This is a genomic window from Sphingobium sp. SG1 (assembly GCF_057063145.1).
The window spans coordinates 274,180-295,731 of the sequence record NZ_JBVVOJ010000002.1 but is presented as its reverse complement, the minus strand read 5'-3'; the positions used below and the strand labels follow the sequence as shown (position 1 = coordinate 295,731).

Genomic DNA, 21,552 nt, shown 5'->3' with positions numbered 1-21,552 from the left:
GATCATAACGCAATTGCATGAACGTGCAAATTTGATGCCGCACGGCTGGACTTTGTGCAAGCCCCCGCTCGGCGCAGACAAGGAGCCCCGCCTCCCAATGAAAGGAAGCGGGGCGAAGCAGCATCCGCCACAAGGGGACGGATGCCATGGGAGGTCAGTTTGCCTTGGGCGCGGTTTCCCGCGCGCGCTGGCGGATATAATGGCGCAGCCCTTCCAGATCGGCGTCGCTCAACTGCTCGAAGGCGCCCATGCCGCGCGCCATCAGCGCCCCGTCATGCACCACCGACTTGAATGTCTTCGCGTCCAGCGGCACCGCCGACTTGCGCAGGTCGGGCGCGGCGCCGCCCGCCATCATGCCCGCACCATGACAGATGACGCAGCTGCTATTGTAAATGCCGCCGCCGACCTTGGCCTTGGCGGCGTCGACGGTGAAGGCCGGATCATCCTGGATCGGCTCGTCCACCGGCTCGAACTTGGGCAGTGCCTTGGTGCCGCCGATCGCAAAGGTCAGAACCCGGCGCTGCTGCTGGCGATAATCCCAGTTGGGGACGTTGGGGAAGCTGCTGCGGAAACCGGTGATCACCGACACATATTGCTTGCCGCCGACCGTATAGCTGATCGGCGCGGACAATATGCCGTTCTGCGCCGGGAAGGACCAGAGCTTGCGCCCGTCGGTCGCGGAATAGGCGTTGAAATTGCCGTCATTGGTGCCCTGGAACAGCAGGCCGCCACCCGTGGCCATGATGCCGCCATTGAACACGCCAGGTTGCGGCACCGACCAGGCGACCTTGTTGTTGGCGACGTCGAAGGCGACCAGCTTGCTCACCGCAGCGGGCGGCACCAGATTGGCCGGCGGCGCGCCCAGACCGGTATTGACCATCATCCCCGGCTTGTAAGTCCAGTCCTTCACATTGGCCGGATCGACGAACACGCGGCCGCCCTCCATCACCGGAATATAGCTGAGGTTCGTCTTGGGACTGAACGCCATCGCCTGGACGCCATGCGCGCCATTGGGGAAAGGGTACATCATGAACGGCTTGCCATTCGGATATTGCGCCTCTGGATTGATCTCGGGCCGGCCGGTGACCGGATCGATCCGCTTGGCCCAATTCTGCTTGGCGAACTCGCCGGCCGAGATGAACTTCCCGGTCTCGCGGTCCAGCGCATAGAAGAAGCCGTTCTTGGGCGCGTGCATCAGCACCGACCGCATCTTGCCGCCAATCTCGATATCGGCCAGCTCGATATCCATCGCATCGTTGAAATCGTGGCTGTTTTCCGGGTTCACCTGATAGTGCCAGGCATATTCCCCGGTCTTCACGTCGATCGCCACGATCGAGGCGAGATAGAGATTGTCGCCACCACCGGGCGAACGGATCTTCTGATTCCACGGCCAGCCGTTGCCGGTGCCGAGGTAGATGCGGTCATATTTGGCGTCATAGGCCATGGCGTGCCACACCGTGCCGCCCCCGCCGAACTTCCACCATTCACCGGTCCAGGTCTTGGCCGCCGCCTCCATCGCCTTGTTCTCGAAGCCCTTGGCCGGATCGCCCGGCACTACGAACCAGCGCCACGCCTTCTTGCCGGTCTTGGCATCATAGGCGGTCACATAGCCGCGGGTGGGGCTGTAATCCGCGCCGCCAAAGCCGACCACGACCTTGTCGCCGGCCACCCATGGCGGGCCGGTAATATAGCCATTTTCCGCCTCGTCCAGCGTCTGGACCGACCAGCGCGGCTTGCCGGTCTTGGCGTCGACCGCGATCAGCCGGCCTTCGCGCGTGGCGGTATAGATCAGCCCGTCTTTATAGGCGATGCCGCGCGTACCCCAGCCGGCGCGCATCCGCCATTTCGCCTCGGGCTGGCTCGCCACATCGGGGTCATATTGCCAAAGCAGCTTGCCGGTCTTTGCGTCGAGCGCATGGACGACCGACAGGCCGACCGCAAAATAGAGGACGCCATCTATCGCCAGCGGCTGGGTATAGCTGTCATAGGTATCGATGTCGTAGGACCAGGCAAGGCCGAGCTTGCCGACATTGTCGGCGCTGATCTGGTCGAGCGCGCTGTAATGCTGCTCCTTGTCGTCGCCGCCAAAGCTGGACCAGTTGGCGGTCGGCCCGCCCGGCGCTGCGCTGTCCGCGCCGCAGGCGACCAGCCCGCTTGCCAGGGCCAGGATCGCCACGGCCGTCGACACTCTTCCCTTCATGTTCTCATCCTTCTCCGTGCGCCCCTGTTCGCGCCTCCTTATATTGCACCTTGGTGCAGATTCATGACCCTGTCAACGCGCCTGCGCGCTTGACAGCGATAAACGTCTCCAACATTATTATGCACCATAGAGCAAAATTGATGAGGGGATGATGGAGATGGTGCAGCGTCCTGTCGCCTGCGCGGCCGCGGCCGTCGCTTTATGGGCAAGTCTTGGAAATGCCGCCCCTTCTTCGGCACCACCCCGATTGTCCACCACGTCCGGGCCGATCCGCGGCGTGGTCCGCGACGATGTCCGCTTCTTTGGCGGCATCCCCTATGCCGCGCCCCCGGTCGGCGCCAATCGCTGGCGCGCACCGCAACCGGTCCGCTCCTGGAAGACCGAGCGTGACGCTACAGGCTTTGCGGCCGATTGCCCCCAGCCGCGGCGTAAAGAGGACGCCGCCTTCCCCCAGGATGAAAATTGCCTGACCCTCAACGTCGCCTCGCCTGACCTTGGCGCCCGCCAATTGCCGGTGCTGTTCGTCGTCCATGGCGGCGCCTATTTCGTCGGCTCGGGTCGGGAGCCGTTCCGCAACGGCATGCCGCCGCTGGTCAAGCAGGGTGTCGTCCTTGTCGCCCCCAATTACCGCATCGGGCGGCTCGGCTTCTTCGCGCACCCGGCGCTAACAAGAGAAGCGCCCAAGGCAACCGCCAATTTCTGGCTGATGGATCAGGTCGCGGCGCTGCACTGGGTCCGGCAGAATATCGCCCGCTTCGGCGGCGATCCCGACAATGTGACCATCATCGGCTGTTCGGCGGGCGGCTCCAGCATCAATGCGCTGATGGCAACGCCGATGGCCAGGAGCCTGTTCGCGCGCGCCAGCGCCCATTCGGCCGGCGGCCTGTTTAACGCCAACCGCCCCCTGCTCCAGGCGCAGGATCAGGGACTGGCCTTTGCCCAGCGCACCGGCGTGACCGGCGATGGCGCGCCATCGCTCGCTGCCCTGCGCAGGCTCAGCGTCGCACAGGTGCTGGCCGGCGACAGCGGCGCGCCGGACTTTGGCGCAACCGTCGATGGCAGCTGGCTCCCTGCTCCCCTTTCCACCCTGTTCGCAAAAGGCCAGATCGCGCATGTCCCGCTGATCAGCGGATCGACCAGCAACGAAGCCAGCGTCTTTGGCCTGATGGGCTTTGGCCGGGCCGAAATGGCGCGCCGCTTCGGCATCGATCTGTCGGCCGTGTCCGCCAGCTACGGCCTGTCCGACGAGGCGGAATTGCTGCGCCAGGTGCAGACCGATTTCCTGTTCACCTCGGCGGCGCTCGGCATGACCCAACTGGCGGCCCGCGCCGGCCTGCCTACACGCGCCTATCAGTTCGATTTCGTGCCGCCCGACCAGCGCAGCGCGAAGCCAGGCGCGGACCATTGCGCCGACCGCCTGTTCTGGCTCGGCCAGTCTCCCTCGGCCGATACGGAAAGCCGGGCGCTCGCCAGGACCATGTCGGGCTGGATGCTGAACTATGTGCGCAGCGGCGATCCAAACGGCCCCGGCCTGCCGCCATGGCCTGCCACCCAGGACGGTCGCACCGACCCGCTGGTCATCGGCCAGCATATCGCCGCCGCCCCGGACTTCCGCGCCCGCCAGCTCACCCCCTGGTTCGACAAATGGCAGCGGGAAAGCAGCCAGTCCTTCGGCTGGACGCCCACGCCATGACCCTTCGGCTGGAGCATGACGGCGCAGTGGCGATCGTGACGCTTGATCGCCCCGACCGGCGCAATGCCTTCACCATGGCGATGCGCGGCGAGATCGCCACGCTGTTCGACAATCTGGCCCAGGATGACGGGGTTCGCGCGGTCGTCCTGACCGGCGCTAGCGGCCATTTCTGCTCGGGCGCCGATACCGGCGAAATGCGCGCCGCCGACAGTGCCGCTTTTCTCAAGCGGATGCGCGCGCTCCACCGCATGATCCGCGCCATCGCCGCCATACCCAAGCCCGTCATCGCAGCGGTCGACGGCGTCTGCGTCGGCGCCGGCTGGAGCCTGGCACTCGCTTGCGACCTTATCCTCGCCAGCCCGAACGCCCGCTTTGCCCAACTCTTCGGCCGGATCGGCTATGCGCCCGACGCCGGCGCCATCTGGCAACTGACCCGGCTGGTCGGCCCGATGCGCGCGAAGGAAATCGTCTATAGCGGCCGGACGCTCGGCGCAGACGAAGCCTTGCAGTTCGGCCTCATCCTCTCGATCGAGGCGGAACGACCGGTCCGAGACGCGGCGATCGACCTGGCCACCCGCCTTGCACAGGGGCCCCCCGTCGCGCTGGCGATGAGCAAGCAATTATTCGAGGCGACCACGCTTTCCTTCGACCAGTTCCTCGACCGCGAGTTCATGGTCCAGCCCTTGCTCGCCACCACCGCCGATCATCGCGAGGGACTGGCCGCCGCGCGGGACAAGCGCGCCCCGAACTTCATCGGCCGATAATCACCTCATCAGCCTTGCCATCATGATCTCCATGGGGAACGGTGCAGCACGCCCCTGTCAATTTTGCTGTCCATCAGGTTCTTCATGGTCTTCACCGATATCGCCACCCGCACCTACAACCATAATTGGCGGCTCGACCCGATCGTCCGCAGCCTGCTCGACACCGACTTCTACAAGCTGCTGATGCTGCAGATGATCCGGCAGCAGCATCCCGATGTCCAGACCACCTTCAAGCTGATCAACCGCACCCACCATGTACGCTTGGCCGACATCATCGATGAAGGCGAACTGCGCGCCCAGCTCGACCATGCCCGGTCGCTGCGCTTCGGCAAGAAGGAACTGATCTGGCTGGCGGGCAACAGCTTCTATGGCCGCACCCAGATGTTCAGCCCGGATTTCATTGCCTGGCTCGCGGACTTTCGCCTGCCGGAATATGAGCTGCGCCAGGTCGACGGCCAATATGAGCTCCGCTTCCACGGGCTCTGGATCGAGACGATGATGTGGGAGATTCCGGCCCTCGCCATCATCAACGAATTGCGATCGCGCGCGGCGATGAAGGGGCGTGGCCGCTTCGCGCTCGACGTGCTTTATGCCCGCGCCAAGGCCAAGCTGTGGGAGAAGGTCGAGCGCCTGAGCGCCTTGCCCGATCTCGTCATCTCCGACTTCGGCACGCGCCGTCGCCATGGCTTCCTGTGGCAGCGCTGGTGCGTCGAGGCGCTGAAGGAAGGTCTGGGCGACCGCTTCATCGGCTCGTCCAACGTGCTGCTGGCGATGGATGCCGACCTGGAGGCGATCGGCACCAATGCGCATGAATTGCCGATGGTCCAGGCGGCACTGGCGCCGGACGATGCAGCACTGGCCCGCGCACCCTATACCGTGCTGGAACAATGGCAGGCCCATTATGGCGGCAATCTGCGCATCGCCCTACCCGACGCGTTCGGCACCGCCGCCTTCCTGAAGGACGCGCCGGACTGGGTGGCCGACTGGACCGGTTTCCGCCCCGACAGCGCGCCACCGATCGAGGCGGGTGAGCAGATCATAAGCTGGTGGCAGGAAAAGGGGCGTGACCCGCGCAGCAAGCTGCTGATCTTTTCCGATGGCATGGATGTCGACAGTATCGAAGCGACCTATCGCCATTTCCATGGCCGCGTGCGCATGAGCTTTGGCTGGGGCACCAATCTCACCAATGATTTTCGCGGCTGCGCCCCGTTCGAAACCGACGGGCTCGATCCGATCTCACTGGTGTGCAAGGTGGTGGACGCCAATGGCCGCCCGGCGGTGAAGCTGTCGGACAATCCCGCCAAGGCGACCGGCGATCCGGCCGAGATCGACCGCTATCTACGCGTGTTCGGCGGCGACGGGCGAAAGGCGGTGGCCGTCCAGGTCTAGCCGCAACGGACATGTACCTTGGTTTCTTCATTGGTCCCGCGCAGCGTCACCATCATCGCCGGCAGCTGATCCAGCGCGATCGCATTGCTGATGATCGCCTTGGGGTCGACATGCCCCTTGTCCATCTGGTCGGCGATGTGCAGGAATTCCGCCATGCGGTAGCCGACGGCAAATTGCAGGCTGGCGCATTTATAGGATGCCAGCGCCGGAATGATCGCATCCGGCGCCGTGCAGAAGCCCAGCGACACGATCCGCCCGAATGGCGCGACATGGTTCACTGCCCGCCCCAGCATCCCGTCCACCCCGACAGCCTCAAACACGATCCGGGGCGCGCCGCCCAGCGCTTCGATCACCTGCCCCTTTTCCTCGTCGCCGAAAGAAAAGAAGGCATCGGCACCCATGGCGATCGCCAGATCACGCCGCCGGTCGGATCGCGACAGGACCACGATCCGCCCCGCTCCCAATCGCCGCGCCCAATAGATGGCGTAGAGCGCGACCGTGCCACCGCCGAGTACCAGCACCGGGTCGCCGGGACGGATATCGGCAAAGCGCGCGCCATACAGGCTGACGGCCAGCGGCTCGATCAGCGCGCCATCGGCCAGGGACAGGGTTTCGGGCAGGCGCACCGCCGCATCGGCCGGCACCACCGCAAATTCGGCAAAGCCCCGCATCGCGCCGCCCGGCTTTGCCCCGCACAATACCGGATTGCCATGTTCCTGGCAGGGACTGCACTGGCCACAGCCGATCGAGGGCATGACCGAGACCCGGTCGCCAACGCGAAAGCGATGGACACCCGCGCCGACCTCCTCCACTTCGCCGGCATATTCATGGCCGATCTGCACGCCGCGGCCATAATCCCACATGCCGCCCCTGGTCATCGACAGGTCGGTGCCACAGATGCCGCAGCGGTGGACGCGGATCAGCAATTCCCCCATGGCCAGTCGCGGATCGGGCAGGTCGGCGATGACGATCGGCTGGCCATCGCCCGGATAGATGGCCGCCTTCACCGCCCTGTCTCCGCCAGGTCGAAGCGCGCCACATAATCGCCAAACGCCGAACGCACCTCTTGCGCACTCATGCCATAGTCAGCGATCGAATAGCGATGAACGCCATGCTGCATCTCGGGCTTGTCCGCGATCCGTTGTGCCATGGCCATGCGCGTCGCATCGGGCATCTCCATGCCGATAAAGGCATAGATGCGCTCAAGCACGGCCATGGGCTGCGCATGGAAATCGCCATGGACGATATCGAGCAATTGGCCCGGATGGCGTTTCGCCACCTTTTCCGCCTTGCGCACGGCATGGGACCATTTGGCCGTTTCGCGTGCCAGCATCAGCGCGCCGCGCTCGGCCGCCCGCCCGTCCTCCATCGCCCCATGCCCCGCCATCAGCAGCGACACGAGCGAAGGCAATGCCCTGGCCGGATCGCGATGGGTCTGGATCACCCTTGCATCGGGATAGACGGCAAAGAGCAGGTCTAGATTTTCGATATGGCCAGGATTTTTGAGCAGCCAGCGCTTGTCCGGGTCGTTGGCGCCGATCAACTTCACACAGCGGCGATAATGGTCATAGCCCGCCGCCTCGCTCTGCGCGCACCACCACGCGTCATAGCTTGCCGCCGACCAGCCGCAGCTCCACAGGTTGGAAACAAAGGACTGGCGCAGCAGCATGCAGCATTCATGCACTTCCTCGGCCGCGACATGATGCGCGGCCCGCTTGGCTGGCGCATCGACATAGCGCCGCTCCAGCAAGGCGACCGAACGGCAGAAATCGGCATCGTCCTGCCAGCTTTCGACCGGTGGACGCGGACGCGGCGTATCGAGCAGCCAGCTTTGCAGCCCCTGGAAGCGCGGATCGACCGCCATCAGTCGATGCAGCGCCGTGGTCCCGGTGCGCGGCACTCCGGTGATGACGACGGGGCGCAGGATCGGCCGGGCATCGAAGCCCGGATGCGCCTTCATCGCCGCGATCGCACTTGCCCGGCCGCGCAGAACGCCCACCACATGGCCCCAGGCGGTGCGCCGTCCCGCCGCAGTAAAGCGCGGATCATAATCCATCGACCGGAGCAGCACGCGAAGCCCCGGCAGATAATCGTCAGGGCCAAAATCATCATGGCCGGTTTCGGCCGTCACCAGATCGTGCAGCTGGTCGAGCGCGGCGGCGAAGCGTAGCGGCGGTTCATAACCGTTCGATATCATTGGCAATCCCCTCCCTTTCACCAGCGCCGCCGACGCTGGCAGGCACGCACCCGCAACCGCAACTCCTCGGCGCGCTGCTGCGGCGTGACGATCGGCGTGTCGGCGGGCAAATGGGTGCGCAACGCGTTCAGCTTCACCCGCGTGATGGTCGGCACCGGCGCGCTGTCGCAATCATACCAGCGGCCATAGATGCCGCCTTCGCGATAACCGGCCGGATCGAGCCAGTTGGGCACGCCGGGGTCTTCCAGCGCGATGACGGCCCGATATTTGCCGTCACGGCTCAGCTTGGCATAATGGCCGTTGCTGCTGGACAGGCGATAGACATATTCCAGCGCGTTGAAATAGGGGTCGTTGAGCTGGATATTCCAGTAGGGCGCATGGGCCGGGATGTCGGTCTCGATGATCAGCGCCTCATCGGCGTCGAACTGGAAGCAGGCCGGCCAGTAGACCTGCTTGGCGAGCGCGCCGGGCATCCGCACCGGCTCGAACCGGTTGAAACCAACCCGCTCCTTCACGCCATTCTGCATCGGATAATAAAGCCGCGTCTTGCGACCAGGGAATTTTGCCATTTCCCGGATGCGCGCGACAATCTCCTCCGGCGAAAGGCGCGGCTTGGGCGGCACCGGATCCAGACATTCGATCGTCAGTTGCGGATCGACCTCGTTCAGCCAGTCATAGCTGCGATAGCGCACCATCAGCCCGCCCGCCTGGGGATCGATCGGCGCCCATTTGCCAGCATAGCCTGCTGGGCGCTGGGCGCTCAGGATCAGTTCGAAATGCTCCCCCGGCTCCAGCCCCAGATCGCTGTCGTCCACCTCATGATGGCCATTGGGGCGAGGCATTTCATCGACCGTGCCGGACAAGGCCCTTTGGGTGGTGAAGCTCAATATCTTGCAGCTGCCCCGATTGCCGGCGATGCGGTAGGTCAGATCCCCGCGGATCGGCGATTGGAGGTAGATATCGTCCGGATTGGGCTGGAGCGTATAGACCGGGTTCCACAAGGGTGCCCAATCGGGATGCTCCGGCGTGGCATGGAAATAGGCGAAATAGGCGTAGGACAGGCTGGTCATCGTCTGGCGATAGACATCCGCGCGATAGGCCGGATCGTCGGGGTGCCAGGTGTCGCCAAGATTGGCGACCGCGCTCTCCAGGTCAGTCAGATAGGCCAGGATGTCGGGTTCGATGATCATGATGGCACGCCTCTCCTCTGCCACTGGCGGGCAGCACATAGATAGTATTCACTATCATTCAGTTTTAGGAGAGGCCCCAACCCAAGATCGTCGGCGCGATGGATCGCGGTTCAGCGCCGCATGAACCCCATCCAGCGCAGCAGAAAATAGCTGACGCCAGCAGCCCCCGACGCGACCAGCGTCGCGGTCAGCGTGCCGTGCGACGCACCGGCAAAGGGCATGCCCCCGGTGTTCATGCCGAACAGTCCGGTGACCAGGGTCGCCGGCAGCATCAGTGCGGTGATGATCGACAGGATGTAGAGATTCTGGTTGGTGCGTTGCGCCGCCTGTATGTCCAGTTCGTCGCGCAGCAATCGCAATTGCGCCTGTCCTTCCAATATGTCGGCGTCCAGCGCCTGCAACCGCTGGGTCAACTTCTCGACGGTGGGCAGCAGCGCGTCGGGCAGTTCCTCGTCCCGTTCCAGCCGCTGGAACACGCCGCGCGCGCCCGACAGCAACCGATGCAGTTGCGCCAGCCGGCGGCGAATGCCGACCAGATCGCGGGGCTGGGGCGGATGATGCCCCTCCAGAAAGGCATCCTCGGCGCGCTGGATGTCGGCCGACAGGGTACGGCTGATATCGGCGATATTCTCGGCAATGGCGCCGACCAGCAGGTCCAGCGCCTGCGCACCGCCGATCACGCCCTTCGTCCGCTCCAGCCGATGGCGCGCGATGTCGGCGCAGCGCAGCGGATGCAGCCGGGTGGTCAGCATCAATGTCGGCGTCAACGCCATGCGCAGCGCACCCACCCGCGCGGTATCCGCCACATCGAAATCCCGCTCAAAATCATGCAGGACGCACCCGACCGTGTCGCCATCGACCAGCGCCCGCTGATGCGTATCGGGCGACAGGATCAGTTCGCGCACCGCCTCGGGCAGCATCGCCGCCCCCTCGATCCATTGCCGCGTGCCATGATCGGCCAGGTTCAGGTGCAGCCAGCGAAAGCCGCCCGTCGTCCCGCCATCGCAATGATCCACCGGCCTGATCGCGTCAGGCGCGAAGTCCAGCCCCCAGATCAGCCCCGGCCCCATGCCCGGAACCGGTAATATCATGGGGATCAGCGGGTCGTTCCGGTCGCCGATATGCCGCTCCTGTCGATCAGAAGATCTGCGCGAAGACCATATATAGCAGCCCTGCGAGCAGGATCGAACAGGGCAATGTCAGCACCCAGGCCATCAGCAGGTTGCGTACTGTCGCCATCTGCAGACCCGATCCATTGGCCGCCATCGTGCCGGCCACGCCCGACGACAGGACATGGGTGGTCGAAACAGGCAGGCCCATATGGTCCGCGCCAAAGATCGTCGCCATCGCCACCAGTTCGGCCGAGGCACCCTGCGCATAGGTGAGATGCGTCTTGCCGATCTTCTCACCCACCGTGACCACGATCCGCCGCCAGCCGACCATGGTGCCCAGGCCCAGCGCAAAGGCGACGGCAATCTTCACCCAGGTCGGGATGAAGCGGGTGCCGGCATCGAGCGAGGCCTTGTAGGTCGTCAGCGCCGTCATCTTCGCTTCGGACAGCCCTGCCGCTTTCTCCTTGCCCAGCCGCTTGATCGCTTCGGAGGCCAGATACATGTCGTTGCGGATGTTGGAGACGGCAGCGGCCGGCACCTGCGCCAGCGATCCATAATTCATCACCTGCCGATCGACATCGGCGATCAGCACCGACAGCGCCGGCACGGTCGTGTCGGCAAAGCGCTTGTCAGCGATATAGCGCGTCACCTGCGCCCGCGCCTCGGCCGGCTGCATCATGGCGGGCGCGCGCTGGCCAAGCGCCACTGTGGCGGCAATCGAATTGGCGTGGAATTCGGTCGTGTAGCGCGCCGGCACCGCGCGGTTGAGCGCATAGGCGGTCGGCACCGTGCCGATCAGGATCAGCATGATGAGGCCCATACCCTTCTGCCCGTCATTGGAGCCATGGGCGAAGCTGACGCCGGTGCAGGTGAAGATCAGCAGCGCACGGATCCACAATGGCGGCGGCATGCCGTTCTGCGGCTCGCGATAGAGCGCCTTGTTGCGGACCAGGACTTTCATCGCCACGAACAGCAGCGCCGCCAGGCCAAAGCCGATCAGCGGCGAGAAGAGCAGCGCCTGGCCGATTTCGGTCGCCTTGCTCCAGTCGACGCCGGACGTGCCGCTCTTGCCATGCAACAGCGCATTGGCGACGCCGACGCCGATGATCGATCCGATCAGCGTGTGCGAGCTGGACGACGGGATGCCCAGCCACCAGGTGGCAAGGTTCCATAGGATCGCCGCGATCAGCAGCGCGAATACCATGGCGAAACCCGCGCTGGACCCAACCTGCAGGATCAGTTCGACCGGCAGCAGCGACACGATGCCGAACGCGACCGCGCCGGTCGACAGCAGCACGCCCAGGAAATTGAAGAAGCCCGACCAAACGACGGCGACATTGGCAGGCATCGCATTGGTGTAGATCACCGTCGCCACCGCATTGGCGGTGTCATGGAAGCCATTCACGAATTCAAAGCCAAGCGCGATCAGCAGGGCCAGGAACAGCAGCAGGAAGGGCAGATAGGCGGTCGGTGCCACGCCCACCGCCGTCGCATCGCTATAGACGCTGTAGACGACATAGATCAGCGCGGCGATGATGGCGGCGCCAAAGCCGATCGAGCCGGCCATGCCCAGCCCCTTGTCCATCTCGGGCCGACGTGCCCCGCCAATTGCCACGCTTGCATTCATCGAATCGTCCCCGAACGGCAAATAATGGCAACCCTCTAGGTCCGCTGCATGACAGCCGCGTTGCGGTGCTGAAATCGAAGGAAAATTCGTCCCCGGCGCTTGCCCATCGGCAATCCGTCCGCCTAGGGTCGCCCGACACATAAGTTGGAGCGAAGATTTGGACGTCATTTCGGTCGTATTATTCCTGTTGCTGGCTGTCGTCGTCAGTGGCGCCCTGTCGCGCATGATGCCGATTTCGATCCCGACACCTCTGGTCCAGATCGCCCTTGGCGCGATCATCGGCCTGTCGACATCGCACAGGGTCGCGCTCGATCCCGAAATATTCCTGCTCTTGTTCCTGCCGCCTCTGCTGTTCCTCGACGGCTGGCGCATTCCCAAGGATGAACTGCTAAAGGACGCCTCGACCGTGGTCGAGCTGGCGCTGGGGCTGGTGCTGACCACCGTCATCGGCATGGGCTTCTTCATCAACTGGATGATCCCGGCGATGCCGCTCGCCGTCGCCTTCGCGCTCGCCGCCGTGGTCTCGCCGACCGATCCGATCGCCGTGTCCGCCATCGCCGCGCGCGTGCCCATTCCCAAGCGCATGATGCACATCCTCGAAGGGGAATCGCTGCTCAACGACGCATCCGGCCTGGTCTGCCTGCGCTTCGCCATTGCCGCAGCACTGACCGGCAGCTTCTCCGCCGGCGATGCCGCGCTCAATTTCCTCTGGCTCGCCTTTGCCGGCATCGCGATCGGCGTCGGCGTCACGCTGGTCGTGTCACGCGCCAAGGCCTGGGTCACGCGCCGCTGGGGCGAGGAAACCGGATCGCAGATCCTGGTCAGCCTGCTGATCCCCTTCGGCTCCTATATCCTGGCCGAACATGTCCATGCCTCCGGCATCCTGGCCGCCGTCGCCGCCGGCGTAACCATGACCTTCGCCGAAATCTCGCGCGAGGCGATGGCCGAAACCCGGATGCGCCGCAATTCGGTATGGGACACGATCCAGTTCACCCTGAACGGCATCATCTTCGTGCTGCTGGGCGAACAATTGCCCGGCATCCTCGCCGAAGCGAAGCGTACGGTCGCACTGACCGGCCATACAGAACCCGGCTGGCTGGCACTCTACACGGTCGCGATCGTCGTCGGTCTGGCTGCGCTGCGTTTCCTGTGGGTGTGGTTGTCGCTGCGCTTCACCATCCTGCGCAACCAGTATCGCGGCGTCGATGGCCCGCGCCGGCCCAACTGGCGGCTGGTGGCGGCGACCTCCTTCGCCGGGGTGCGCGGCGCCATCACCCTTGCCGGTGTGCTCACCCTGCCGCTCGCGCTCAACGACGGCACGCCCTTCCCTGCGCGCGATCTTGCCATCTTCCTGGCCGCCGGGGTCATCATCCTGTCGCTGATCCTGGCCAGCGTCGCGCTGCCGCTGCTGCTCAAAAATCTCGACATGCCGGCCGAAGCCAACAAGGCCGCGGAAGAGGACGCCGCCCGCATCGTCACCGCCGAGGCAGCGATCCAGGCGATCGAGCGGCATCAGCATGACCTGGCCGAAACCCATGGCCATGCCGAACGCTATGCCGAGGCTGGGGCCCGCGTGATGGATCTGTATCGCGAGCGGATCGAGGCCCTGGGGGCCGCCGAAGCCGACAGCCTGCGCACGCAGGGCGCCCTGTTCCGCGATTTCCGCATGGTCGGCGTCGCGGCGGAACGCGCCGCCCTCCTCACCCTGCTGCGCAGCCGCAAGATCGGCAGCGAGGTCGGGCGCAAGCTCACCCGTGAGCTTGACCTGTCCGAAGCGCGCCTGCGCACATGAACGACGGCGGCCCAGACCAGGCCATTAGCAAGCCGGTCCGGCGGCCGCGCCGATCCTCGGCGGAGGTCGCCAGCCGGCTGATCCAGGCGGCGCAGGAGGAATTTCGCCGCCATGGCTATGCCGGCGCGACGACCGCCGCCATTGCCCGCGCTGCCGACACGACCGAAGCGCAACTGTTCCGCAGCTTCGCGTCCAAGGCCGCCCTGTTCCAGGAAGCGGTGTTCCGCCCGCTCAGCCAGCATCTCGAACGCTTCAATGCCGATCATCCGGTGCCGCAGGACGATGCCAGCCGCGCGGATACCGCACGCCTCTACATCGCCGAACTGCAACGCTTCGTCACCGAGCATGAGGCACTGCTGCGGGCGATGATGCTGGCCGGCGGCCCGGCGGGGGACAGCGGCAATCCGATCGAGAGCCTGGCCGCCTATTTCGAGCAGGGCGCCGCCGTCCAGTCGGCCCGGATCGAGGGTACGCCGCGCGTCGATCCACGCCTGATGGTCCGCGCCGCCTTTGCCGCGGTGCTCGCAAATCGGCTGTTTCGCGACTGGCTCTATCCGGCGGGCCTGGCGGACGATGCCAGCATCGACGCAGCGATCGCCGATTTCGTGCTGGACGGGATCAACGCCAATCGCGACTGAGCGTCCGCCCGCATTTCCAGCCTATGTGTCAGCGCCGACAAAATCCCCGGCCCATCCCGTGATAGCAGGCCCTTCTGTCTGCAACGGGAAGGACCGGCGTGCTGGAATATCTGGGAAAGGGCGAGCATCTTCTCTCGCTATGGCTTGGCCTGTTTGTCGCGACCGGGATCGGCGCAGGCATCGTCAGCGGCTATTTCAAGGCACGCAAGATCCAGCCGCGCGGGTTCAAGTGGAAGATTTTCAGGAACGAGGCCGGCTTTGCCGTCATCAACCTCGCCATCACCGGCCTGCTGCTCGGCACGATCAAGACCAAGTTGGTCGACATCGGCGCGATCAGCTTCAACCCGGCGCCCGCCGCCTGGTGGATGATCGCGCTCGAATATGCGCTCTATTTCTTCCTGTTCGACACTTATTTCTATTGGCTGCACCGCTGGATGCACAAGGAACCGGTCTATAGCTGGGTCCACAAGCTGCATCACAAGTCGACCTCCCCCAACCTGCTCACCACCCTGTCGGTCAGCCCGCTGGAATCGCTGATCAATGGCGGCTTCGTGCCGCTGTTCCTGACCGTCTTCACCGTCCATGACGCGACCCTCGCGCTGATCGTCCCGACCAACATCATCATGGGCCTCTATGTCCATTCCGGCTATGAGATGCTGCCGCGCTGGTGGAACCGCAACTGGGCGACCAAATGGTTCATCTCCGCCACCTTCCACGATCAGCATCATCGTTATTTCACCGGCAATTTCGGTGGCTACACGACGATCTGGGACCGGCTGTGCGGCACCATGCGTCCGAAGTTCGAGGCCGATTTCGACAAGATCAAGCAGCGCCGGAAGACGGACGACGCCCCGGTTAGCACCGCCAGCGAAACTGCCTGATCCATGCGCGACATCGCCCTTCTGCTCGCCCTGCTGCCCGTTGGCGCGGCCCCGCTCCATGCCCAGACGCCACCGCCGGTCGGCGCGACGTTGATGGCGCCCGGCCTGCCCGTGGCCGATCTCGACAAGGCACTGCGTTTCTATCAGGTCGCGCTCGGCCTCGTCCCCGCGACCACACTGCAACATGGGCCCGTGACCGAAGTCATGCTCTGCGCCGATGGCAAGGCCGGCCGGCTGACCCTGATCCTGCTGCACGACAAGGCGCAGAAGGCGCCGCCGGCCGACAGTGGCATCGCCAAGATCGTGCTGCGCGTGCCCGACCTGCCGGGTGTCGCATCGCGCATGCAGGCGGCGGGCTATCCGGTCGGCGCGATCCGTGCCTCGGGCAAGGGGCCGGCCATATTGATGATCCATGATCCCGACGGCCATGAACTGGAACTGGTCGGCAATCCGCCGAACCCGGCCTAACGCCAAAGCGACATCTCCGCCCCCTGCATGGTCAGGTGCGGGTGGCCTGGGTTAGCCCGATGCCTCAAGGAGAGAATGGATGAGCCAGACACCCAAGGTCGCGGTCGTCACCGGCGCCAGCCGAGGCGCAGGCCAGGGCATTGCCACCGCGCTCGGCCAGCATGGCTGCATCGTCTATGTCACCGGGCGCTCGGAAAAGGCCGGCGACGCCCCCCTGCCCGGCACCATCTACGAAACCGCCGCCGCCGTGACGGCCGCCGGTGGTCAGGGCATCGCCGTGCGTGTCGACCATGGCGATGACGAGCAGACCCGCGCGCTGTTCGACCGGGTGCGCGCCGAACAGGGGCATATCGACATATTGGTCAATAATGTCGCCGCCATCCATGACGAACTCACCCTGCCCGGCCGCTTCTGGGAAAAGCCGCTGAAGCTGGCCGACATCATCACTGTCGGCATCCGCAGTTCCTATGTCGCCAGCTATCATGCCGCGCCGATGATGGTCGATCGCGGCCAGGGGCTGATCGTCTTCACATCGGGGTCGGGCGCCGCCCATTATGTCTATGGCCCCGGCTATGGCGCGCACAAGGTCAGCCAGGACAAGATGGCGGCCGACATGGCCGTTGACCTGCGCGACACCGGCGTCACCGCCCTGTCGATCTGGATGGGCGCGCTGCGCACGGGGCGCCTGCTGCAACTTATCGCGTCGGACCCGGCCAAATATGCCTATCTGGAAAAGATGGTCGAAACGCCCGAGTTCACCGGTCATGTCATCTGGGCACTGTCACAGGACCCGGCATTGGCGGACCATGCCGGCCAGACGCTGATCGGCGCGGAACTGGCCGAACATTATGGCCTGCGCGATGTGGGCGATCGCCAGCCGCCCTCCTATCGGCAAAGCTATGGCGTCGCGCCGCTGCCCCAATATGACCGGATCATCCGCTGACCCGATCGGCCAAGCATCGCCATGGCGACGTCCTTTTTAGGTCCACCGGGCGTCGGGCTGGTTTACACCGAAATTGACAGAGAGGAGGCCGTCATGAGCGACGACAGTTCCGCCGCCATCCGCGACACCCGCAAGGACTGGATCAGCGAGCATCGCGACATGTATCTGCGATCGGGCGGGGCGCAAGGCCATATCATGGACATCAGCGCCGTCGGCGGTCATGGCTTCACCACCCATTGCATGATCCGCTATACCGGCCGCAAGAGCGGCAAGACCTTCATCACCACCCTCATCTATGGCGATATCGGCGGCGAAGTGGTGATCGTCGCGTCCAAGGGCGGCGCCGACCATCATCCTGCCTGGTATCTCAATATCCGCGACAGCGAGACGGTCGATTTCCAGGTCGCGACCCAGGCCTTCCGCGCGACCTGGCGCGAGCCGCAGGGCGAGGAACGCGACCGGGTCTGGGCCTTCATGTGCCAGGTCTTTCCCGCCTATGCCGGCTATCAGCAGTCGACCGACCGCCTGATCCCGCTGGTGATGATGAAGGCGATCGAACCGATCGACGGCTTCAAGGCGTCGGACGCCACCGGCGAACGGCAATATTGAGCGCGGGAGGAGAGCCATGATCAAGCAGATCGTCTTCCTCAGGAAGCGCGACGACCTCTCCATGGAGCAGTTCATGGACTATTATGAGAACCAGCATTCGCGCCTGTCGCAGAAGATGGGCGCCAAGCCCGCCCTGCCCAATGCCCAGCGCTATGTCCGCCGCTATGTCACGCCCCAGCCCAACCCGCTGACCGGCGAGGTCATTGATCCCGGCTATGACTGCATCATGGAAATCTGGTGGAACAGCCTGGCCGATTATCAGGCCGCGATGAAGGGGCAGTCCGACCCGACGATGCTCGACATCCGCAAGGCCGACGAACTGCAACTCTTCGCCAGCAACAGCAACCCCGTCTGCCTGGTCGAGGAACATGACAGCCCGATGGGGCCGAATGGCGAGATGATGCAGGTGCAACTGGTGCCGCAGGGCTGAAAGGGAAAAGCTGGAGATGGACCTTGAACAGGAAGTCGCCGCGCTGCGCGCCACCGTGCGCGACCTGCAGGACCGGCAGGCGATCCGCGATTGCATCCTGCGCGAATGCCGCGGACGCGACCGGCAGGATGTCGACATCATCAACAGTTGCTGGTGGGACGATGGCGTGGACGAACATGGCCCCATCATCACCCGCGCGCCCGACTATGCGGCGCGGGCCAATATGGGCCATGGCAAATTCTTCCTGTCGACGAGCCACAACATCACCAACCATCTGTGCGAGATCGACGGCGACACCGCCTATTGCGAAAGCTACACGGTCGGCGGCCTGTTCTGGCAGGATGGCAAGACCACGACGATCGCCTTTGGCCGCTATATCGACCAGTTGGAGCGGCGCGGCGGCGAATGGCGGCTGCTCACCCGTCGCTGCACGATCGAGATGACCGCCGACACCGATGCGAGTTGGGTCTATTCCGCCAATGTGAAGGGCTTCCTCAAGCCCCACTGGAGCAGGGAAGACGCCTCCTACCAGCGCCCCGTCATCGCCTCGACCCAGGGCGAACGCTGGTAGCCCGGCGTGGCGAATTTCAGCACTAAAGCGCCTCCGCAGAAAAATTCTGCTTGCTTCACATAAGGTTCATGGACCGGACCTATAGATGTGGCTGTCACTTCTTTCCCCCCTTGGAGTGACACCTCCCTGAACCTCGGCCCCGTCGCATCCCTTGTGCGACGGGGTCTCTTTCTGTTCAGGCCATGGCACGGGCGACGCCCAGCAGCCCCGCCAGCGTCGCGCCATCATCGTGCCGCCGCCAGGCAAGGCCGGTCTCCAGGATCGGCGCATCCTGCAGGTCGAGATAGCGCACCCCAGTCCGCGCGAGGTTGCGCAGCGACGCCGGCACCAACGCGATGCCCATGCCCGCCGACACCAGGCTGATGATCGTCTGCATCTGGATCGCCTCCTGCCGGATCAGTAGGGGCTGCCCCCGGCCGGCCAGATAGCCGCTCACCAGATCATGGAAGGCCGGCGCCACCCGGCGCGGAAACAGGATCAGCGGCCGGTCGAGCCAGGGATCGCCCTGCGCCTGATCGTCCGCCACCCAGCCCTCCGGCACCGCCACCACCAGCGGCTCACGCAGCAAGGGCATATAGGCGAGCGCGTCGGGTAGCGCGCCATCGGGCGCGATCAATATGCCGGCATCATTCACCCCGTCGATCAGATCGGCAATCTGCACGTCGCTGGTCGCCTCGGTCAGTGCGATCTCCACCTCCGGGAAACGGGAGGCATAATCGCGCACCAGCGCGGGCAACAGGCTATAGTCGGCGGTGCTGACGAAGCTGAGGCCGATCTGCCCCGCACTGCCGTCGCGCAGGCGACGGGCGATGTCCGGCAGCGCGCTCACCGCCTCCACCGCCGGACGGACATGCTCCAGCCATTGCCGGCCAAAGGCAGTCAGCGCGACATTGCGCTTCGACCGGGTAAAGAGCGGCGCGCCCAGATCCCGCTCCAGCGCCAGGATCGACTGGCTGAGCGGCGGCTGGGTCATGCCCAGGCGCTGCGCCGCCTGGCCGAAATGCAGTGTATCGGCAACAGCCAAAAAATGACGCAGCGGGCGAAGGTCCATGGCAACAAAGTCTCCTTGCGACCTTATACCGCTTCAATAATATATTTCACAACCTTTGCGCAAAGGCGTAGGGGGGCAGCCATTGCAGGGAAACAAGATTACAGGAACGGCGCAAAATGCCTCATTATCGTTCACGCACCAGCACCCACGGCCGTAACATGGCGGGCGCGCGCGGCCTCTGGCGCGCCACCGGCATGAAGGACGAGGATTTCGGCAAGCCGATCATCGCCATTGCCAATTCATTCACCCAGTTCGTGCCCGGCCATGTCCATTTGAAGGATCTGGGCCAGCTGGTCGCGCGCGAGATCGAGGCGGCCGGCGGCGTCGCCAAGGAATTCAACACCATCGCGGTCGATGACGGCATCGCCATGGGCCATGACGGCATGCTCTATTCGCTGCCCAGCCGCGATCTGATCGCCGACAGCGTCGAATATATGGTCAATGCCCATTGCGCCGACGCGCTGCTGTGCATTTCCAACTGCGACAAGATCACGCCGGGCATGCTGATGGCCGCGATGCGCCTCAACATCCCCGTCATCTTCGTGTCGGGCGGCCCGATGGAAGCCGGCAAGGCCGACATTCGCGGCAAGACCGTGGCGCTCGACCTGGTCGACGCGATGGTCGTCGCCGCCGATGAAAATTACACCGACGAGGAAGTCGCCGCGATCGAAAAGGCGGCCTGCCCAACCTGCGGCAGCTGCTCGGGCATGTTCACCGCCAATTCGATGAACTGCCTGACCGAAGCGCTGGGCCTGTCGCTGCCGGGCAATGGCTCGATCCTCGCCACCCATGCCGATCGCGAGAAGCTGTTCCGCGAGGCCGGTCACACCATCGTCGATCTCGCGCGCCGCTGGTATGAGCAGGACGATGCTTCGGCCCTGCCCCGCAACATCGCCTGCCATGCGGCCTTCGAAAATGCCATGAGCCTCGACATCGCGATGGGCGGTTCGACCAACACGGTGCTCCACCTGCTCGCCGCCGCGCATGAGGGCGGCGTCGATTTCTCGATGGCCGATATCGACCGGCTGTCGCGCCGCGTGCCGTGCCTGTGCAAGGTCGCCCCGGCCAAGCAGGACGTGCATATGGAGGATGTCCACCGTGCCGGTGGCATCATGGCGATCCTGGGCCAGCTCGAACGCGCCGGCCTGCTCGACACCAGCCTGCCGACCGTCCACGCCACCACCATGGGCGAGGCGATCAACCGCTGGGACATCAGCCGCACCAACAGCGAGGCGGTGCAGGAGTTCTTCAAGGCCGCGCCCGGCGGCGTGCGCACGACCCAGGCCTTCAGCCAGAATAATCGCTGGAAGGAACTGGACATGGATCGCCAGACCGGCGTGATCCGCAGCGCCGAACATCCCTTCTCCAAGGATGGCGGCCTCGCCGTGCTGTTCGGCAATCTGGCGCCCGAAGGCTGCATCGTGAAGACCGCCGGCGTCGACGACAGCATCCTGACCTTCCATGGCACGGCCCGTGTCTATGAAAGCCAGGACGCGGCGGTCGCGGGTATCCTAGGCAATGAAGTCAAGGCGAACGACGTCGTCGTCATCCGCTATGAAGGGCCCAAGGGCGGCCCCGGCATGCAGGAAATGCTCTATCCGACCAGCTATCTGAAGTCGAAGGGACTGGGCAAGGCCTGCGCGCTCATCACCGACGGCCGCTTCTCCGGCGGCACGTCGGGCCTGTCGATCGGCCATGTCTCGCCCGAGGCGGCCGAGGGCGGCCTGATCGCGCTGGTCGCCACCGGCGACCCGATCCTGATCGACATCCCCAATCGCGGCATCCAGTTGCTGGTCGACGATGCCGAACTGGCCAAGCGCCATGAGGAGATGGTCGCCCGCGGCAAGAAGGCGTGGAAGCCGTTCGGCCGCAAGCGCAACGTCTCGCCGGCGCTGCGCGCCTATGCGGCGCTCACCACCAACGCCGCGCGCGGCGCGGTGCGCGACGTCAGCCAGGTCGAAAAGGACTGATAGAAAAAGGCCCGGTCGTCCATCGAC

Annotated in this window: 19 protein-coding genes; 12 read left to right on the top strand and 7 right to left on the bottom strand. The window is 64.8% G+C overall.

The window, feature by feature from the left end:
• Positions 1–154: 154 nt before the first annotated feature.
• Positions 155–2,200 (bottom strand): PQQ-dependent dehydrogenase, methanol/ethanol family, encoded by a 2,046-nt coding sequence (locus AC0KVN_RS06865; RefSeq protein WP_435566475.1) that lies wholly within the window; start codon positions 2,198–2,200, stop codon positions 155–157.
• Positions 2,201–2,447: 247 nt separating this feature from the next.
• Here AC0KVN_RS06865 and AC0KVN_RS06860 point away from each other — a divergent pair, with 247 nt between their 5' ends.
• From AC0KVN_RS06860 to pncB, 3 genes are all read left to right on the top strand, one after another.
• Positions 2,448–3,893 (top strand): carboxylesterase/lipase family protein, encoded by a 1,446-nt coding sequence (locus AC0KVN_RS06860; RefSeq protein WP_483656032.1) that lies wholly within the window; start codon positions 2,448–2,450, stop codon positions 3,891–3,893.
• Positions 3,890–4,657: an enoyl-CoA hydratase/isomerase family protein gene (locus AC0KVN_RS06855; RefSeq protein WP_435566473.1), complete on the top strand. Its 768-nt coding sequence runs from the start codon at positions 3,890–3,892 to the stop codon at positions 4,655–4,657. Before AC0KVN_RS06860 ends, AC0KVN_RS06855 begins: the two co-directional genes overlap by 4 nt.
• 84 nt (positions 4,658–4,741) lie before the next feature.
• The gene (gene pncB, locus AC0KVN_RS06850) at positions 4,742–6,046 is read left to right on the top strand and encodes a nicotinate phosphoribosyltransferase (RefSeq protein ID WP_435566472.1); all 1,305 of its coding nucleotides are present in this window, start codon (positions 4,742–4,744) and stop codon (positions 6,044–6,046) included.
• Here the strand turns inward: pncB and AC0KVN_RS06845 are convergent.
• The 5 genes from AC0KVN_RS06845 to AC0KVN_RS06825 all read right to left on the bottom strand — a co-directional run bounded on the left by AC0KVN_RS06845 (position 6,043) and on the right by AC0KVN_RS06825 (position 12,130).
• Complete coding sequence (locus AC0KVN_RS06845) at positions 6,043–7,053, bottom strand: alcohol dehydrogenase catalytic domain-containing protein (RefSeq protein WP_435566471.1); 1,011 nt, start codon at positions 7,051–7,053, stop codon at positions 6,043–6,045. The genes pncB and AC0KVN_RS06845 overlap by 4 nt on opposite strands.
• On the bottom strand, positions 7,050–8,243 hold the full coding sequence (locus AC0KVN_RS06840) for a sulfotransferase family protein (protein WP_435566470.1): 1,194 nt from the start codon (positions 8,241–8,243) through the stop codon (positions 7,050–7,052). The genes AC0KVN_RS06845 and AC0KVN_RS06840 overlap by 4 nt, the downstream gene beginning before the upstream one ends.
• 17 nt (positions 8,244–8,260) lie before the next feature.
• Positions 8,261–9,433, bottom strand: coding sequence for a hypothetical protein (locus AC0KVN_RS06835; RefSeq protein WP_069338640.1), 1,173 nt, complete (start codon positions 9,431–9,433; stop codon positions 8,261–8,263).
• A 110-nt stretch (positions 9,434–9,543) separates the two neighbouring features.
• Entirely contained in the window at positions 9,544–10,524 is a 981-nt protein-coding gene (locus AC0KVN_RS06830) for a transporter (protein ID WP_483656031.1), read from the bottom strand.
• A gap of 46 nt (positions 10,525–10,570) precedes the next feature.
• A complete protein-coding gene (locus AC0KVN_RS06825) occupies positions 10,571–12,130 on the bottom strand; it encodes an inorganic phosphate transporter (RefSeq protein WP_435566626.1) in 1,560 nt (519 codons plus the stop codon).
• Between the two features lie 199 nt (positions 12,131–12,329).
• On the opposite strand from AC0KVN_RS06825, the gene AC0KVN_RS06820 reads away from it, so the two are divergent.
• From AC0KVN_RS06820 to AC0KVN_RS06785, 8 genes are all read left to right on the top strand, one after another.
• Positions 12,330–13,964 (top strand): Na+/H+ antiporter, encoded by a 1,635-nt coding sequence (locus AC0KVN_RS06820; RefSeq protein ID WP_435566467.1) that lies wholly within the window; start codon positions 12,330–12,332, stop codon positions 13,962–13,964.
• Positions 13,961–14,602 carry a TetR/AcrR family transcriptional regulator gene (locus AC0KVN_RS06815; RefSeq protein ID WP_435566466.1) on the top strand — a complete coding sequence of 214 codons (642 nt, stop codon included), beginning with the start codon at positions 13,961–13,963 and terminating at the stop codon, positions 14,600–14,602. The genes AC0KVN_RS06820 and AC0KVN_RS06815 overlap by 4 nt, the downstream gene beginning before the upstream one ends.
• A gap of 98 nt (positions 14,603–14,700) precedes the next feature.
• Complete coding sequence (locus tag AC0KVN_RS06810; protein WP_435566465.1) at positions 14,701–15,483, top strand: sterol desaturase family protein; 783 nt, start codon at positions 14,701–14,703, stop codon at positions 15,481–15,483.
• A gap of 3 nt (positions 15,484–15,486) precedes the next feature.
• Entirely contained in the window at positions 15,487–15,951 is a 465-nt protein-coding gene (locus AC0KVN_RS06805; protein ID WP_435566464.1) for a VOC family protein, read from the top strand.
• A gap of 79 nt (positions 15,952–16,030) precedes the next feature.
• Positions 16,031–16,894: an SDR family NAD(P)-dependent oxidoreductase gene (locus tag AC0KVN_RS06800; protein WP_435566463.1), complete on the top strand. Its 864-nt coding sequence runs from the start codon at positions 16,031–16,033 to the stop codon at positions 16,892–16,894.
• 93 nt (positions 16,895–16,987) lie between these two features.
• Positions 16,988–17,503 (top strand): nitroreductase/quinone reductase family protein, encoded by a 516-nt coding sequence (locus AC0KVN_RS06795; protein WP_004212262.1) that lies wholly within the window; start codon positions 16,988–16,990, stop codon positions 17,501–17,503.
• 16 nt (positions 17,504–17,519) lie between these two features.
• Positions 17,520–17,933, top strand: a complete 414-nt coding sequence (locus AC0KVN_RS06790) for an EthD domain-containing protein (RefSeq protein ID WP_435566462.1) — start codon at positions 17,520–17,522, stop codon at positions 17,931–17,933.
• A 16-nt stretch (positions 17,934–17,949) separates the two neighbouring features.
• Positions 17,950–18,504, top strand: coding sequence for a nuclear transport factor 2 family protein (locus AC0KVN_RS06785; protein WP_435566461.1), 555 nt, complete (start codon positions 17,950–17,952; stop codon positions 18,502–18,504).
• A gap of 175 nt (positions 18,505–18,679) precedes the next feature.
• Here AC0KVN_RS06785 and AC0KVN_RS06780 read toward each other — a convergent pair whose 3' ends face one another.
• Positions 18,680–19,555, bottom strand: a complete 876-nt coding sequence (locus tag AC0KVN_RS06780; RefSeq protein WP_435566460.1) for a LysR family transcriptional regulator — start codon at positions 19,553–19,555, stop codon at positions 18,680–18,682.
• A gap of 116 nt (positions 19,556–19,671) precedes the next feature.
• Between AC0KVN_RS06780 and ilvD the strand changes: the two genes are divergently transcribed.
• The gene (ilvD, locus tag AC0KVN_RS06775; protein WP_010338969.1) at positions 19,672–21,525 is read left to right on the top strand and encodes a dihydroxy-acid dehydratase; all 1,854 of its coding nucleotides are present in this window, start codon (positions 19,672–19,674) and stop codon (positions 21,523–21,525) included.
• Positions 21,526–21,552: the final 27 nt, after the last annotated feature.

Bases quoted from the DNA above. Each gene is read 5' to 3' on its own strand.
- AC0KVN_RS06855 (WP_435566473.1), top strand. From the start codon at position 3,890: ATGACCCTTCGGCTGGAGCATGACGGCGCAGTGGCGATCGTGACGCTT.
- AC0KVN_RS06835 (WP_069338640.1), bottom strand. From the start codon at position 9,433: ATGATCATCGAACCCGACATCCTGGCCTATCTGACTGACCTGGAGAGC.
- AC0KVN_RS06780 (WP_435566460.1), bottom strand. From the start codon at position 19,555: ATGGACCTTCGCCCGCTGCGTCATTTTTTGGCTGTTGCCGATACACTG.
- AC0KVN_RS06795 (WP_004212262.1), top strand. From the start codon at position 16,988: ATGAGCGACGACAGTTCCGCCGCCATCCGCGACACCCGCAAGGACTGG.
- AC0KVN_RS06785 (WP_435566461.1), top strand. From the start codon at position 17,950: ATGGACCTTGAACAGGAAGTCGCCGCGCTGCGCGCCACCGTGCGCGAC.
- AC0KVN_RS06865 (WP_435566475.1), bottom strand. From the start codon at position 2,200: ATGAAGGGAAGAGTGTCGACGGCCGTGGCGATCCTGGCCCTGGCAAGC.
- AC0KVN_RS06805 (WP_435566464.1), top strand. From the start codon at position 15,487: ATGCGCGACATCGCCCTTCTGCTCGCCCTGCTGCCCGTTGGCGCGGCC.
- ilvD (WP_010338969.1), top strand. From the start codon at position 19,672: ATGCCTCATTATCGTTCACGCACCAGCACCCACGGCCGTAACATGGCG.
- AC0KVN_RS06830 (WP_483656031.1), bottom strand. From the start codon at position 10,524: ATGATATTACCGGTTCCGGGCATGGGGCCGGGGCTGATCTGGGGGCTG.
- AC0KVN_RS06815 (WP_435566466.1), top strand. From the start codon at position 13,961: ATGAACGACGGCGGCCCAGACCAGGCCATTAGCAAGCCGGTCCGGCGG.
- pncB (WP_435566472.1), top strand. From the start codon at position 4,742: ATGGTCTTCACCGATATCGCCACCCGCACCTACAACCATAATTGGCGG.
- AC0KVN_RS06800 (WP_435566463.1), top strand. From the start codon at position 16,031: ATGAGCCAGACACCCAAGGTCGCGGTCGTCACCGGCGCCAGCCGAGGC.
- AC0KVN_RS06790 (WP_435566462.1), top strand. From the start codon at position 17,520: ATGATCAAGCAGATCGTCTTCCTCAGGAAGCGCGACGACCTCTCCATG.
- AC0KVN_RS06825 (WP_435566626.1), bottom strand. From the start codon at position 12,130: ATGGACAAGGGGCTGGGCATGGCCGGCTCGATCGGCTTTGGCGCCGCC.
- AC0KVN_RS06840 (WP_435566470.1), bottom strand. From the start codon at position 8,243: ATGATATCGAACGGTTATGAACCGCCGCTACGCTTCGCCGCCGCGCTC.